Below are 15268 nucleotides of genomic sequence, written 5' to 3'. Positions count from 1 at the left end.
CCTTAATTCCTGGAAACTGTACCCCGTGGCGAGGGAGCTTGCTCCCGCCGGGCTGCACAGCAGCCCCAATCCAGGCGACGCGGTCATTCAGTGATGCGGCATTCACGGGGGTTACGACTGCTACGCAGCCGAGCGGGAGCAAGCTCCCTCGCCACGGGATATAGTGACAAGCCCTGCACGACGGCCCCTGCCATGACGACTTCGACCACTGCCTCCCCTGCCCTCAAGGAAATCTTCAACAGCGCCCGCCTGGAACACATCGCCAGCGAAATGCGCGCGGTGTATCCGGCATTCGACGCCAAGGCATTCTTGCGCATGGCTAACGACGGGCTGGCCGAGTTGTCGGTGATGCAGCGCATGGCCCGGGTCAGTGAGTGCCTGCATGCCGTACTGCCCCTCGGTTATGAAGCTTCGCTGGAAGTGCTGCGCGCCCTGGCCCCGCGCCTGAACAGCATGTTCGTCAGCATGTTCCTGCCCCACTACGTGGCGTCTTATGGCCGGCATCGCTTCGACGTGTCGCTGGACGCGCTCAAGTATTTCACCCGGTTCGGCTCGTCGGAGTTCGCCGTGCGGCACTTCCTGCGCGATGACCTGGAACGCACCCTCAAGGTCATGCACGACTGGGCGTTGGACGCCAACGAGCACGTACGTCGCCTGGCCAGCGAAGGCAGCCGGCCACGCTTGCCGTGGTCGTTTCACCTGGAGCCGATCCAGGCCAACCCTGACCTCGCCGCCGCGATCCTCGACACGCTCAAGGCCGACGATAGCCTTTATGTGCGCAAATCCGTGGCCAACCACCTCAACGACGTCACCAAGCAGCATCCCGACTGGGTGCTGGACCAGATCGAAGGTTGGCCGCTGCAAGACCGCCACACGGCATGGATCGCCCGGCACGCGCTGCGCAGCCTGATCAAACAAGGCAACCCCAGGGCGTTGGGCGTCATCGGGGTCGGCGGCAAGGCACAGGTCCAAGTGCTGGATTTGCAGGTGACGCCTGCGGTGATTCGCCTGGGGGAACAGGTCACGCTGTCCTTCACGGTGCAATCAACCCTCGGGCAGAGCCAACGCCTGGTGATCGACTATGCCGTCGACTACGTGAAAGCCTCGGGCGGCACCTCGGCCAAAGTCTTCAAGCTCAAGACCTTCGACCTGCCCGCCCAGGGTTGCGTCAACCTCAGCCGCTCCCAGCACATTCGCGAGTTGACCACCCGCAAACACTACGCGGGCCGGCATGCCGTGCACCTGCTGGTCAACGGCGAGCGACTTGGCAGCACGGCGTTCGACATCGTGCCTTGAAGTGGCTCAGCCCACCGCCACCCGTTGTGCCTGGCGAATGTCGTGGATGAACCGCTCAGCCGGCAGTGGATGCCCCAGCAGATAGCCCTGCAGCGAATCGCAGCCCAACTGGGTCAGGAAGTCTTGTTGCACATCGGTCTCCACACCTTCGGCGACGATCCGCAGGCCCAGGGCCTGGCCGAGGGCGACGATGGCCGAGACGATCGCCGCGTCATCGCTGTCGTGCTCCAGGTCACGCACAAAGCCGCGATCGATCTTCAGCTCGTTGGCCGGCAGGCGCTTGAGGTACATCAGGCTCGAATAGCCGGTGCCGAAGTCGTCGATGGACAGGTCCACGCCCATGTCCGAGAGCTGTTGCAGCACCGTCATGCTCGCGTCCGCATCGCTCATGGCGGTGGTTTCGGTGATTTCCAAGGTCAGGCTGTTGGCCGGCAGCTGATGCGTTTCCAAGGCCTTGGCCACGCTCTGCACCAAACCGGTATGGCAGAACTGCAACGCCGACAGGTTCACCGCAATGCGCCAATCGGTATAACCGAGCACGTACCATTCACGCATCTGCCGACAGGCTTCGTTCAACACCCATTCGCCGATGGGGATGATCAACCCGGTCTTTTCCGCCAGGTCGATGAAGGTGTCGGGCATCAACAGGCCCTGGGTCGGATGGCTCCAGCGCAACAAGGCCTCGGCGCCGACCGGCTGGCCGTTGGCGGCATCGAACTTGGGCTGGTAGTACAGGCTGAATTGCCGCTGTTCGACGGCGATACGCAAGTCTTGCAGCAACTGCAATTGCTTGCGGGCGTTGCTGTTCATCGACGCGTCGAAAAAGCTGTAGCCGTTCTTGCCGGCGCCCTTGGCGTGGTACATCGCCGCGTCGGCGTTCATCAACAGTTCGTCGGCGCTCTGGCCGTTGCCAGGGTAAAGGGCGATACCGACGCTGGCGGAGATCTGCAAGTCATGCTCAGCCACCCGGAACGTGCGTGCGATCAGGCCGACCTGACGTGCCGCCAATCGCAAGGCGTCGTCGGGTTCAGCCAGTTGCACCAGCAGCACGAACTCATCACCGCCGATCCGCGCCAGGGTGTCCTGGCTGCGTAGGTCCTCACGCAGGCGCAGGGCCACGTCCCGCAGCAACAAATCGCCCATGTGGTGACCGAAGGCGTCGTTGACCGGCTTGAAACCATCCAGGTCGATGAACATCAGGGCGAAGCAGCCACCCTGCTCTTGCACCCGGTGCATGGCCTGGTCGATACGATCAGCCAGCAATACCCGGTTGGGCAGTCCGGTGAGGGGGTCGTGCAGGGCCAACTGGGTCAGTTCCCGGTTGGCCAGGGTCAGCGATTGGGCCAACTCCGCAGTACGGGCTTCCAGGCGCGCATCGAGAATCGACGTCAACAAGGCGATGGCCAGCACCGCCAGGGTGGTGATCAACACCAGATTGTCCAGGCCCTTGCCGCTCAAGCCGTCCAGGGAGCCACAAAAGCTGCCGTCGCTGAACCGCGCCCCGGCCATGCCGGTGTAGTGCATGCCGACGATGGCGACCCCCATGACCACCGCAGCGCCTGCACGAGCCAGACGCACGTGGGGCGTGTTCTGGCGCAGGCGAAAGGCAATCCACAACGCCGCCGCCGAAGCGCCGACAGCAATCACCAACGAAGCCCCGAACAGTGTCGGATCATAGTCGATGCCTGGCTGCATTCGCAGAGCGGCCATGCCGGTGTAGTGCATGGTGCTGATCCCGGCGCCCATGATCAGCGCGCCGAACGCCAGTTGCCACGCCGGCAATCGCGGCTGGCTGACCAGCCATAAGGCAAAACCGCTGGAAAGAATCGCGACCAGCAGCGACAGCGCGGTGATGGATACGTCGTAGCCAAGCTCCACCGGCAAGCTGAACGCAAGCATGCCGATGAAGTGCATGGACCAGATCCCCACCCCCATCGCCAGCGCGCCCCCGGCCATCCACAAATGCGCGGCGCGCCCCTGGGCGGTCGCGATCCGCCCGGCCAGGTCCAGGGCGGTATAGGAAGCCAGCACAGCAACAAACAAGGAAATCGAAACAAGGGCGGGGGAATAACTGCCGATGAGCATGTTTTTTTCTCGTAACTGGAGACCGGACTGCTTCCATGCCCGGTTGAAGGCCGGCGATTGTACTTAATCGTGACAGGGACGCACGAACCAAATATCAAAAAGCCATCAACGCTGGAATATTTTCGACGAAAGACACCACCCCTCGCAGAAGGACTATTTTTGTAAACCATCAATCCTGCGTTCACCGCAGATTCGTTGTGGGAGCGAGGCTGCTCGCGATGGCGGTGCGTCAGTCTACGCACCAGGCCCAAGCCGTTCAGCTACTATCGAAGAACCACTCCAAGGAGGATTCATTCATGGGCGTTCCCGCCAACCGGGCTTTGACCACTGCGCTGGTAGTCATCGATGTACAGAACGACTTCATCCCCGGCGGCCAACTGGCCGTGCCGGGTGGCGATGAGATCGTGCCGCTGATCAACCAGTTGGGGCATTCATTCAGGCACGTCGTCCTTGCCCAGGACTGGCACCCGGCCGGGCACGCCTCGTTTGCGTCCAGCCATCCGGGCAAGCAACCGTTCGACATCGTCCAATTGCCCTACGGCGAGCAGAAGCTCTGGCCCGACCACTGCATACAGGGCAGCAATGGCGCCGCGCTGCACCCGGCACTCGACCTCCCCCATGCCAAGCTGATCATTCGCAAGGGCTGCAACCCGGACATCGACAGCTATTCAGCCTTCATGGAAGCGGATCACCTGACCCCTACCGGCTTGACCGGCTATCTCAAGGAACGCGGCATCGACACCGTGTACCTGGTAGGGCTGGCCCTGGATTTCTGCGTGATGTTCTCGGCGCTGGATGCCCGGTTGGCGGGGTTCAATGCGCTGGTGATACTGGATGCCTGCCGGGGCATCGATATCGACGGCTCGATGGAGGCGGCAATCCGACGGATGCAGGAAGCGGGCGTGCAATTGATCGACTCCAGCGCGATAGATGGCCGTCCCTTCGCTTGACGGCTCATACTAGGTGCCTCCTTTGCGGACAGTGAGTCTCCATGCCCTTCCTCGCCCGTACCCACCCGCGTCTGTCCAGCGCCACGGTCCTTGGCCTGGCGGTGGGTATCCTGGTTCCCGTGGACTCGATCATCAGCAAAATCCTGATCGGCTGGAATGTCGGCGTCTGGACCTACCTGGTGCTGATGTCCTGGCTGACCGTGCGGGCCAAGGCGCCCGACGTCCGGCGCATCGCCGAAATCGAAGATGAAAATGCCGGGCTGGTCCTGCTGGTGGTCTGCATCGCGGCATTGGCCAGCCTGGCAACCATCACCTTCGAACTGGCCGGCAGCCGCGACCTGGACGCCGCCGGCAAACTGCTGCATTACGGTTTCACGGCAATGACCGTGATCGGTTCGTGGTTGCTGATCGGGGTGATCTTCAGCGTGCACTACGCGCGGTTGTATTACACCTGGGAAGGCAAGGAGCCGGCGCTACGGTTTGCCGAAGGGCTGACCACGCCCAACTATTGGGACTTCCTGTATTTCTCTTTCACCATCGGGGTCGCGGTGCAGACGTCCGACGTGGGGGTCGCCACCCGGCAGTTGCGCAAGATCGTCCTGGCTCAATCGTTGATCGGGTTTGTGTTCAACACGGCGATCCTGGGGTTTTCGATCAATATTGCGGCGGGGTTGTTTGGGTAAGGGGCCATTGGGACCGCTTCGCGGTCCAGCGGGAGCAAGCTCCCTCGCCACAGAGATCGGACCGAGGCTCAAGCGGGTGTTGGCAGCCACAGCCTGAAGCGCGCCCCGCCCAGCGGCGAGGCTTCGACGGTCAGCGTGCCGCCCTGGGCTTCCAGGGCTCGGCGGCTGATGGCCAGGCCAAGGCCGAAGCCGCCGGTGGCGCGGTCGCGGCTGCGATCCAAACGGTAGAACGGCTCGAACACGCGCTCGCGTTCGCTATCGGGAATGCCAATGCCATCGTCGTCGACCCAGATCTCACAGCCTTGATCACTGACCAACACGCCCACCTGGATGCGCTTTTCGCAATAACGCATGGCATTGCGCAACAGGTTCTGCAAGGCCCGAGCGGTCAGGCGTGGGTCCAGTACGAAACGCTCCAGCGCGCCGTGCAGCAGCACGTCGATCACCACATCCGGCGCCGCCAGGTCCTCGTCGACGCTGCCCAGGATGCTGTCGATGAACTCGTCCAATGCCACCTCGACCCGTTCGGGCAGGCGTTGCGGGTTCTGCAGACGGCTGTAGGACAGCAGTTCCAGCACCAGTTCATCCAGCTCACGAATGTGCGCGACCAACCCTTGCAGGCGCTCGCGACTGGCCGGCGGCAGGTCATCGGACAGCGCCAGGGCCAGGCCGAAGTCGAGCCGTGTCAGTGGCGTGCGCAGTTCGTGGGACACGGCGTTGAGCAGGTCCCGCTGTTGGTTGAGCAGGTTCTCGATGTCACCCGCCATTGTGTCGAACACATGGGCCAGGCTGCCGATGTTCGAACTGGAGGCAATGTGCGTACGCTCACCCAGATGACCTTTGCCGAAGCGTTCGGCGGTGCGCCTGAGGCGTTCCAGGTCGCGCCAGTGAGGCCGCAACCAGAGCAACAGGCAGGCCAGCATGGTCGCGCCGATCAACACGTTGATGCTCCAGTACAACCAGCTGACGTCGGCCGGGTCCGGCGGCACGACCATTTTCACCGCGGTGCGCCCGTCCAGCGGTGCCGCCGCCAAGGTGCGCCAGGCCCAGTCACCGATGCGCACCACGTTCTCGCCGCGCTTGAGACGCGCCTGCTCATCGGCACTGAAGCCGCCGTCATCGATCGCCGCCAGCTCGATGCGCAGCGGCTCGAACTCCTTGTCCATCTGCGCCGCCAGCGCCGGCCACTGCTCGCTGGGCACGGCGCGGAACTGCTTGACCATCAAGGTTTGCAGGCCACGGGAGTAATCGAGGTTGTAGGTCATGAAACGGTCTTGGAACAGGCGGATCACCAGTTCGGGCATCAGGTAGATCGCCGCGCTGTAGGACACGATGGTGACCAGGTAAAGGCGAATCAGCAGCTTCCACATCGGCTCAACATTCCCACTCGGAACGACTGAACAGATAACCCTTGCCCCACACGGTCTTGATCTTGCGGGCTTCGTCGGCGTTGTCGTCGAACTTGCGCCGCAACTTGGAAATCGCCACGTCCACCGAACGGTCGGTGCCGTTGAACTCGATGCCGCGCAGGCGCTGCAGGATCTGGTCTCGGCTCAGTACTTCGCCGGAATGCCGGGCCAGCACCACCAGCAGGTTGTATTCGCCGCTGGACAGCTCCACCGCTTGTCCGCGCCAGGTTACGGTGCGCTCGGATAGGTCGATGCAGAGGTTGCCCATGAGGATGCGGTCGTTGACCGTCTGCGGCTCGGTCAGGCTGCTGCGGCGCAACAAGGTACGCACTCGCGCCAGCAGCACCCGGGGCTCGCAAGGCTTGGTCACGTAGTCATCGGCGCCCATCTCCAGGCCCAGGACCTGGTCGTGGCTGTCGTCCCGGGCAGTGAGCATCAAGATCGGCAAGGTCGCCGAGTCGGCCCGCAGCAGGCGGCAGACTTGCAAACCGTCCAGCCCCGGCAGCATCAGGTCGAGAATCACCAGGTCCGGCGGATCGACGCGTGCCCGCTCACGCACATGATCGCCACGGCTGAGCACGCTGACCTGATAGCCGTTGCGCTCCAGGTAACTGGCGATCAGTTCGGAGAGTGCGCAGTCGTCTTCGACCAGGAGGATGTTGGGCATGGGTGTTTCCAGAAAGTGCTGTGGCGCCGGAAATGACGCTATCGCGAGCAGGCTCGCTCCCACAGGGGCCTGAGTTGCACTAAAGACTCAATGTGGGAGCGAGCCTGCTCGCGATGAGGGCCTGCCAGGCGCAGAAGATCTCAAGCTGCCAAGGATATACGCCCCCGCTCATCCACGAGCAAAACCCTTACACAATTTCACACAGCCACTACAAAACGTTACCGCTGGGCCCGCAGCAGATCCGCCGCACACGAGGTGATCCGCTGGCACGCATCCGCCAGCTTCACCTGATCGACCACCAGCCCGAGGCGGATATGCCCTGCCGCACTGGGCCCGAACGCCTCGCCGGCCAGCACCGACACGCCATAGTCGTCCAACAACCGTTCGGCAAATGCCTGGGCGTCGAGACCGGTCCGGCGCACATCGACCATCACGAACATGCCGCCATCGGGCCGCACCGGCTTGAGGCCTGGGCAGTCGTCGAGCATGGCGCACACCAGGTCCCGGCGCTGGCGATACTCGTCGTGCATCTGCGCCACTTCCGGCAACTCCTGCTCCAGGGCGACCTGGGCTGCGCGTTGCACGAAATCCGGCAGGCCAAACAACATACACAAGGACAGGTTTGCCAAATGGTCGGCGAGGGATTCAGGGCCGATGACCCAGCCGATGCGCCAGCCGGTCATGGCGTGGGATTTGGACAGGCTGTTGATCGTCGCGGTGCGCTCGGCCATGCCCGGCAGGCTGGCGGGGCTGATGTGCTCGCCGTCATAGAGCAAGTCGCTGTAGACCTCGTCACTGATCAGCCACAGGTCATGTTCGATGCACAACCGGGCCAATGCCTGCCAGGTGGGCATCGGCAGGCTGGCGCCGGACGGGTTGTTCGGGCTGTTGAGCAGCATCGCCCGGGTACGCGGGGTCACAAGGGGGGCAACGTCCGCAGGTTCGACCCGAAAACCGTTCTCCGGGCGGACCGCCACCGGCACCACTGTCGCCCCGCAGGCACCGAACACCGCTTCATAGGTGACATACATCGGCTCGGCGACGATGACTTCGTCGCCAGGGTTGAGCAGGCATTGCGCGACCGCATACACCGCGCACTGCGCCCCCGGCAGTACGACGACCTGTTCGGCCCCCGCAGGCTGGCCGCAACGCAGGCGATGACGCCGGGCAATACTGGTGCGCAAGGTGTGCAAGCCGCGGATGTCCGAATAATGGGTCTCACCGGCCCGCAGGCTGCCCACGGCAGCATCGACAATGGCGCGCGGGGTGTCGAAGTCCGGATCGCCCACTGACAGCAACAACACATCCATGCCCTGTTCGCGCATGGCCAGCGCCCGGTCGTGAATCTGCCAGGCGGCGGCACCATCGCCGGTGATGCGTTGGGTCAAGACTGAAAAGCGCATGTATCTCTCCTGATTGCGCAATATCCAGCCTCAACCCTATCTCAAATCACAAACCGCGCCACCATCGCATTCAACCCCACCGCCAGGCGCGACAGTTCGTGGGTCGCGTCGCTGGTCTGTTTGGCGCCGCTGGCCGACTGGGTGGCCAGGTCGCGAATGTTCACCAGGTTGCGGTCCACTTCACGGGAAACCTGGGCCTGTTCCTCCGATGCACTGGCGATGACCAGGTTGCGTTCGTTGATCTGGTGGATCGACTGAGTGATCTGCTCCAGGGCCACGCCGGCGGCGCGGGCCATTTCCAGAGTGCTTTGGGTACGCTGGTTGCTTTGTTGCATCGACTGCACGGCCTGGCCGGTGCCGTTCTGGATACCGGCGACCATTTTTTCGATTTCCTGGGTCGATTGCGCAGTGCGATGGGCCAGGGCCCGGACTTCGTCGGCCACCACCGCAAAACCGCGTCCGGCCTCCCCGGCGCGAGCGGCTTCGATGGCGGCGTTGAGGGCCAGCAGGTTGGTCTGTTCGGCGATGGCGCGGATCACGTCCAGCACCTTGCCGATGTCGCGGCCCTGGACCGCCAGGCCTTCGATCATCGAGGCGGTGGCCTGCACGTCGTGGGTCATGGTCTGGATCGCGTCGACGGTTTCGACCACACGTGTGCGGCCTTCCTGGGCGGCCTGGGTCGATTGGTTCGACGCCTCGGAGGTGGACACCGCGTTACGGGCTACCTCTTCGACCGCGGCGGTCATTTCGTTGACCGCCGTGGCCGCCTGTTCGATTTCGTTGTGCTGCTGTTGCAGGCCGCGGGAGGATTCCTGGGTCACGGCGCTCAGCTCTTGCGCCGCAGCGCCCAGTTGAGTGGCCGAACCGGCAATCTGCTCGATGGTCTGGCGCAGGCTGACTTGCATGGCGGCCAAGGCCTGGAGCAAGCGCCCAGGCTCATCCTTGCCATCGTCCGCGATGACCTGGACCAGGTTGCCACTGGCAATGGTCCGCGCAGCCTCCAATGCCCGGTTGAGCGGCGCGACGATGCTGCGGGTCAGCAGCAAGGCCAGCACCACGGTGGCCAGGGCGGCGGAGATCGAGACAATAATGATGCCGGTGATCGCGCTGTCGTAGTGCTCACCGGCCTTGGCCGAGGCTTCGCCGACTCCGGCCACGTTGATCGCGATGAGCTTGTTGAGCTGCTCGCCCATCAGGTCGGTGCCTTCCTTGATTCGCGTATTGATGTGGGTGCGCAGCTCATCGGCCTTGTTCTGCCGCGACAGGTCGAGCATTTCCTTCTGGGCTTGCAGGTATTTTTCCAGGGTCGCGGAAAAGACCTTGTACAGTTCGGCCTCCTGCGGCGTGCTCGGCAGCGCGGCGTAGCTGCTATTGGCCTTGTTCAGTTTTTCCACCAGCACGCCGATGCGGCTCTCGGCCTCGGTCAGGCTGGCCGGATCCCGGTTGACCAGAATGCGGAACGAGAGGATGCGCATGCGCAGCACGTTCTCCAGCACATTGGCCAGATAACCGACGCTGGGCACCTGGGTCTGTTCCATCTCCAGCGAGGCCTGGCGAATGACAGACATGCGGTTGGCGGCGAATACGCCGAGGATAACGACGAGCAACGCGATGACGGCGAAGCCGAGAAAGGCTCGTGGCGCGATATTCAGGCTGCGTAGGGACATGGAAAGACCTCGAAATGTTGGGTCGAGCGTCCATGCTGGCAAGCGCACTGATTGGAGTTATGGGGATACACGCTTAATCCGTTATCGGCTGGGCTTTAGGATTTGTGCAGGGTGTGTAAAAAAATATTTCCCAATGCTTTTTTGTGGCGAGGGAGCTTGCTCCCGCTGGGTTGCGCAGCAGCCCAAATCGAACGTGGTCAACCTTGCACATTGCGGTGGATGGTTTCGGCGCCGCTTCGCGGCCCAACGGGAGCAAGCTCCCTCGCCACGGGTACAGTGTTCGACCACTTTATCGATGCGCCACCCGCCAAAGCCGTGCAATGTCCCGGGCACGCTCGCTCAGCAGGCGCGGGGCGTCGGTGCAGGCTTGCTGCAAGGTCATCGGTCCGCTGGCCAGGGCGAAGGCGGCGTCGATGCCGTGTTCATACAGCGCCTGGTAACCCTCCCCCAACGTGCCGGCAATGACCACCACCGGTACACCGTGCTGGCGGGCGATGCGGGCCACGCCGAAGGGGGTTTTGCCGCGCAGGGTCTGGGCATCGAAACGGCCTTCGCCGGTCATCACCAGATCGGCGCCGTTGACCGCCTCGGCCAGCCCGGTCAACTGGGCGACAACGTCCACGCCGGTACGAAACTGCGCACCCAGGAACGCCTTGGCCGCGAACCCCAGGCCACCGGCGGCGCCGCTGCCCGGCTCGTCGCGCACATCCTTGTTCAGCGCCCGCGCGCAGTGTTCGGCGAAATGCCCCAGGGCCCGGTCCAGTGCCTGCACTTGAGACGCCGAGGCGCCCTTCTGCGGACCGAAAACCACGGACGCGCCATGGGGGCCGCACAGCGGGTTATCGACATCGGCAGCGATCTCGAAGCTGACCCGGGCCAGGCGTGGGTCGAGTTCACTCAGGTCGATGTGCGACAGGTTCACCAAGGCCAGGCCACCGGGAGGAAGGGGTTGGCCCTGGTCATCCAGCAACACCACGCCCAGGGCCTGCATCGCACCCGCCCCGGCGTCGTTGGTGGCACTGCCGCCGATCGCCAGGATGACCCGGCCAGCGCCCTCATCGAGGGCCGCGCGAATCAGCTCGCCGGTGCCGTAGGTGCTGCTGGAGCAGGCGTCGCGTTGCCCCGGCGGCACCAGTTGCAAGCCACTGGCTTCGGCCATTTCGATGATCGCGGTGCGGCTCTCGGCCAACCAGCCCCAGCGCGCCTCGACAGCGACACCCAACGGACCGCGGACCCGGGTGTGGCGCCACTCACCATGACAGGCCGCCAACACCGACTCCACCGTGCCCTCCCCGCCGTCCGCCATCGGACATTTGATCAACTGCGCATCCGGCCAGACCTCGGCCAGCCCCTGGGCGATGGCATCGGCGACGCCCTGGGCACTGAGGCTGTCCTTGAACGAGTCGGGGGCGATGACTATTTTCATATTATTCTCCGGTTCCGATGCACAGCATGCTGCCAGTTGACCGCCGCCATGATGCCGGTCCGCTGCACAAAAGGCAGCGGGCATTATTGTTCAAATTCACAAATACCGGTTTTCCAGGAAGATTCAGGTTGAAGCTGCCGGCCTCATCGCCAGCAGGCTCGCTCCCACAGAGGTAGTTCCGCAGCTCCCACAGCTGATTTGGAGGGTGTTTGAGAATTCTGTTTGATCCGTGCGGTGGTTCTGGGGTTTGATTGGGCCTTTCCCCATGGATGAAAGGATCTTGTCATGAGCTACCGCACGCTAGGCCATTCCGGGTTGCAAGTCTCGACGCTGACCCTGGGCACGATGATGTTCGGCGAACAGACCAGCACCGAGGATTCGCTGCGGATCATCGACAAGGCCTGGGACCAGGGCATCAATTTCATCGACACCGCGGACGTCTACACCAATGGTCGCTCCGAGGAAATCGTCGGCGAGGCGATCGCCCGTCATCGCCAGGAATGGGTGCTGGCCACCAAGGTCGGCTTCGGCCCGCCGGACGGCATGCCCAACCGCAGCGGCCTGAGCCGCAAGCACCTGTTCAATGGCATCGAGGCCAGCCTGACGCGCCTGGGCACCGATTACCTGGACATCTATTACCTGCACCGCGAAGACCACAACACGCCGCTGCACGTCACCGTGTCGGCCATCGGCGACTTGATTCGCCAAGGCAAGATTCGCTACTGGGGCCTGTCGAACTACCGTGGCTGGCGCATCGCCGAAGTGATCCGGATCGCCGACAGCCTGGGCATCGACCGGCCGGTGATCAGCCAACCGCTGTACAACATCGTCAACCGCCAGGCCGAAACCGAACAGATCACTGCGGCGCAGCACTACGGCCTCGGCGTGGTGCCGTTCAGCCCCCTGGCCCGAGGCGTGCTCAGCGGCAAGTACGCGCCGGACGTGGCGCCGGACGCCAACAGCCGTGCGGGCCGTCAAGACAAACGCATCCTGGAAACCGAGTGGCGGGTCGAGTCCCTGCGTATTGCCCAGCAGATCCTGCAATACACCCAAGGCCGCGGCGTGGGCATCGTCGAGTTCGCCATCGCCTGGGTGCTGAACAACAACGCCGTGACCTCGGCCATCGTCGGGCCGCGCACCGAGGAGCAGTGGGATTCGTACACCAAGGCGCAATCGGTGAAGATCAGCGCGGAAGATGAAGCGTTCATCGATTCGCTGGTGACGCCGGGGCATGCGTCGACGCCGGGGTTCAATGATGTGAGTCATTTCGTGCCGGGGCGAGTACCGCGTACGTCATAATCGTTCATCGAACAAGAACGTGGCGAGGGAGCTTGCTCCCGCTGGGCCGCGCAGCGGACCCTTCAGTTGCGGCCGCTTCGCAGCCGAGCGGGAGCAAGCTCCCTCGCCACAACTACTCTCGTCACCACAACAGTGTTCCCATCAAAATAAGAGGCCTCAGTGTCCAAAGGCATCGCTCTATCGGTCTCGGCCTCCGCGCTGTTCGCCGTCATGTACTACTACACCTCGTTGCTCTCACCGCTGACCGGCGTGGAGATCTTCGGCTGGCGCATGCTGCTGACGATGCCGTGCATGACCGCGTTCATGCTGGTGACGCGGGAATGGAAACTGGTCACGGCGCTGATCCAACGCCTGATCGCCACGCCACGGCTGTTGATCGCAGCAATAGCCTCGTCGGCACTGATGGGCGCGCAACTGTGGCTGTTCATGTGGGCGCCGCTCAATGGCTACAGCCTGGACGTGTCGCTGGGGTACTTCCTGTTGCCGCTGTCGATGGTCCTGACCGGACGCATCGTCTATGGCGAACGCCTTTCCTACCTGCAGAAAGTCGCCGTGTTCTTCGCCACCCTGGGCGTGTTCAACGAGTTGTACCAGGTGGGTGGTTTTTCCTGGGCAACCTTGCTGGTGGTGATTGGCTACCCGATCTATTTCATCCTGCGCAAACGCATCAAGACCGACAACCTGGGTGGACTCTGGCTGGACATGACCCTGATGCTCCCCGTTGCACTGTGGTTCGTGCAAAGCGGTGAACAGGGCCTCGACGTTTTCGATCAATACCCATGGCTGTCGCTTCTGATCCCGGTGCTCGGGGTGATCAGCGCCAGCGCGCTGGTGTCCTACATCGTCGCCAGTCGATTGCTGCCGTTCAGCCTGTTCGGGCTGTTGAGTTATGTTGAGCCGGTGTTGCTGCTGGGCGTTGCGCTGCTGTTGGGTGAAAGCATCAAGGCCGGTGAATGGCTGACCTATATCCCGATCTGGATGGCGGTGGCGGTGCTGGTGTTCGAAGGGTTCAAGCACTTGGTGCGGCAGCAGCGCCGGACTTAAGGTCACCGCCTGCCCTGTGGGAGCGAGCAAGCTCGCTCCCACAGTTTGGATTTGTATCGGCAATAAAAAGCCCGCCTGGCATCACTGCCGGGCGGGCTTTTTTGCACTCAGGCCTTACTCGGTCGCCAGCACTCCACGGCGCACCTGGTCGCGCTCGATGGATTCGAACAGCGCCTTGAAGTTGCCTTCGCCGAAACCATCATCGCCCTTGCGCTGGATGAACTCGAAGAACACCGGCCCCATCAGGGTTTCCGAGAAGATCTGCAACAACAGGCGCTTGTCGCCCTGCTCGGAAGCACCGTCCAGCAGAATGCCTCGCGATTGCAGTTCATCCACCGGTTCGCCGTGGTTCGGCAGGCGGCCTTCGAGCATTTCGTAGTAAGTGTCCGGCGGCGCGGTCATGAAGCGCATGCCAATGCTTTTCAGGTGATCCCAGGTCTTGACCAGGTCATCGGTGAGGAAAGCCACGTGCTGGATGCCTTCGCCATTGAACTGCATCAGGAACTCTTCGATCTGTCCGGCGCCCTTGGACGATTCTTCGTTCAACGGGATACGGATCATGCCATCCGGGGCGGTCATGGCCTTGGAGGTCAGGCCGGTGTATTCGCCCTTGATGTCGAAGTAACGGATCTCGCGGAAGTTGAACAGCTTCTCGTAGAAGCCGGCCCAGTAGGCCATGCGCCCGCGATACACGTTGTGGGTCAGGTGGTCGATGATTTTCAAGCCCGCGCCCACTGGGTTGCGGTCAACGCCCTCGATGAACACAAAGTCGATGTCATAGATCGAGCTGCCTTCGCCAAAACGGTCGATCAGGTACAGCGGCGCACCGCCGATGCCTTTGATCGCCGGCAGGTTCAGCTCCATCGGGCCGGTCTCGATGTGGATCGGCTGGGCGCCGAGTTCCAGGGCACGTTTGTAGGCCTTTTGCGAATCCTTGACCCGGAACGCCATGCCGCACACCGACGGACCATGCTCGGCGGCAAAGTATGACGCCACGCTGTGGGGTTCGTTGTTGAGGATCAGGTTGATCGCGCCCTGGCGATACAGGTGCACGTCCTTGGAGCGGTGGGTGGCCACTTTGGTGAAGCCCATGATCTCGAAGATCGGCTCCAGGGTATTGGGGGTCGGGGATGCGAATTCGATAAATTCGAAGCCCATCAGGCCCATGGGGTTTTCGTATAGATCTGCCATGTCGGCGCCTCATCAGTCGGGTCAATTAACAAAAAACGTTAGTTGCTGGCGATGCTGAGGACACGGGGCGGCGCGCAGGAAATGCCACGAACGCTGCGGGCGAGGAAATCGCCATAGATCAGTTGAAACCCAAGTATCTTCATTGTCG

General features: G+C 62.8%; 12 protein-coding genes and 1 pseudogene. 5 read left to right on the top strand and 8 right to left on the bottom strand.

Going from position 1 to position 15268, the window contains the following annotated elements; genetic code table 11:
- Positions 1–192: 192 nt before the first annotated feature.
- Positions 193–1296 carry a DNA alkylation repair protein gene (locus BLT00_RS16830; protein ID WP_092144687.1) on the top strand — a complete coding sequence of 368 codons (1104 nt, stop codon included), beginning with the start codon at positions 193–195 and terminating at the stop codon, positions 1294–1296.
- Positions 1297–1302: 6 nt separating this feature from the next.
- Here the strand turns inward: BLT00_RS16830 and BLT00_RS16825 are convergent, their stop codons facing one another.
- Complete coding sequence (locus BLT00_RS16825) at positions 1303–3381, bottom strand: putative bifunctional diguanylate cyclase/phosphodiesterase (RefSeq protein WP_063320637.1); 2079 nt, start codon at positions 3379–3381, stop codon at positions 1303–1305.
- Positions 3382–3677: 296 nt separating this feature from the next.
- Between BLT00_RS16825 and pncA the strand changes: the two genes are divergently transcribed.
- Both pncA and BLT00_RS16815 read left to right on the top strand, forming a co-directional pair.
- Complete coding sequence (pncA, locus tag BLT00_RS16820; protein WP_063320636.1) at positions 3678–4331, top strand: bifunctional nicotinamidase/pyrazinamidase; 654 nt, start codon at positions 3678–3680, stop codon at positions 4329–4331.
- Between the two features lie 41 nt (positions 4332–4372).
- Positions 4373–5014, top strand: a complete 642-nt coding sequence (locus tag BLT00_RS16815; protein ID WP_063320635.1) for a DUF1345 domain-containing protein — start codon at positions 4373–4375, stop codon at positions 5012–5014.
- Positions 5015–5082: 68 nt separating this feature from the next.
- Here BLT00_RS16815 and BLT00_RS16810 read toward each other — a convergent pair whose 3' ends face one another.
- From BLT00_RS16810 to BLT00_RS16790, 6 genes and pseudogenes are all read right to left on the bottom strand, one after another.
- Positions 5083–6384: an ATP-binding protein gene (locus BLT00_RS16810; RefSeq protein WP_063320634.1), complete on the bottom strand. Its 1302-nt coding sequence runs from the start codon at positions 6382–6384 to the stop codon at positions 5083–5085.
- A gap of 4 nt (positions 6385–6388) precedes the next feature.
- Complete coding sequence (locus BLT00_RS16805) at positions 6389–7090, bottom strand: response regulator (RefSeq protein ID WP_063320633.1); 702 nt, start codon at positions 7088–7090, stop codon at positions 6389–6391.
- A gap of 218 nt (positions 7091–7308) precedes the next feature.
- Positions 7309–8493, bottom strand: coding sequence for a pyridoxal phosphate-dependent aminotransferase (locus BLT00_RS16800; RefSeq protein WP_092144685.1), 1185 nt, complete (start codon positions 8491–8493; stop codon positions 7309–7311).
- A gap of 41 nt (positions 8494–8534) precedes the next feature.
- A complete protein-coding gene (locus BLT00_RS32560; protein ID WP_371856948.1) occupies positions 8535–9398 on the bottom strand; it encodes a methyl-accepting chemotaxis protein in 864 nt (287 codons plus the stop codon).
- Positions 9390–10160, bottom strand: a pseudogene (locus tag BLT00_RS32555) (MCP four helix bundle domain-containing protein); the annotation flags it as partial. The pseudogene BLT00_RS32555 and the gene BLT00_RS32560, both read right to left, overlap by 9 nt.
- Positions 10161–10449: 289 nt before the next feature.
- The gene (locus BLT00_RS16790) at positions 10450–11586 is read right to left on the bottom strand and encodes a glycerate kinase (protein WP_092144681.1); all 1137 of its coding nucleotides are present in this window, start codon (positions 11584–11586) and stop codon (positions 10450–10452) included.
- A gap of 285 nt (positions 11587–11871) precedes the next feature.
- On the opposite strand from BLT00_RS16790, the gene BLT00_RS16785 reads away from it, so the two are divergent.
- Together BLT00_RS16785 and rarD are read left to right on the top strand one after the other, a co-directional pair.
- Positions 11872–12885 carry an aldo/keto reductase gene (locus BLT00_RS16785; protein ID WP_092144679.1) on the top strand — a complete coding sequence of 338 codons (1014 nt, stop codon included), beginning with the start codon at positions 11872–11874 and terminating at the stop codon, positions 12883–12885.
- Positions 12886–13044: 159 nt separating this feature from the next.
- Positions 13045–13929, top strand: coding sequence for an EamA family transporter RarD (gene rarD, locus BLT00_RS16780; RefSeq protein ID WP_063320628.1), 885 nt, complete (start codon positions 13045–13047; stop codon positions 13927–13929).
- A 114-nt stretch (positions 13930–14043) separates the two neighbouring features.
- Here rarD and hppD read toward each other — a convergent pair whose 3' ends face one another.
- A complete protein-coding gene (gene hppD / locus BLT00_RS16775) occupies positions 14044–15120 on the bottom strand; it encodes a 4-hydroxyphenylpyruvate dioxygenase (protein WP_003202983.1) in 1077 nt (358 codons plus the stop codon).
- Positions 15121–15268 lie beyond the last annotated feature (148 nt).

The organism is Pseudomonas sp. NFACC51 (assembly GCF_900103575.1).
GTDB classification, from domain to species: Bacteria; Pseudomonadota; Gammaproteobacteria; order Pseudomonadales; family Pseudomonadaceae; genus Aquipseudomonas; species Aquipseudomonas fluorescens_Q.
The sequence above is the reverse complement of the archived record's forward strand: the minus strand, read 5'-3'. Positions and strand labels throughout refer to the sequence as shown.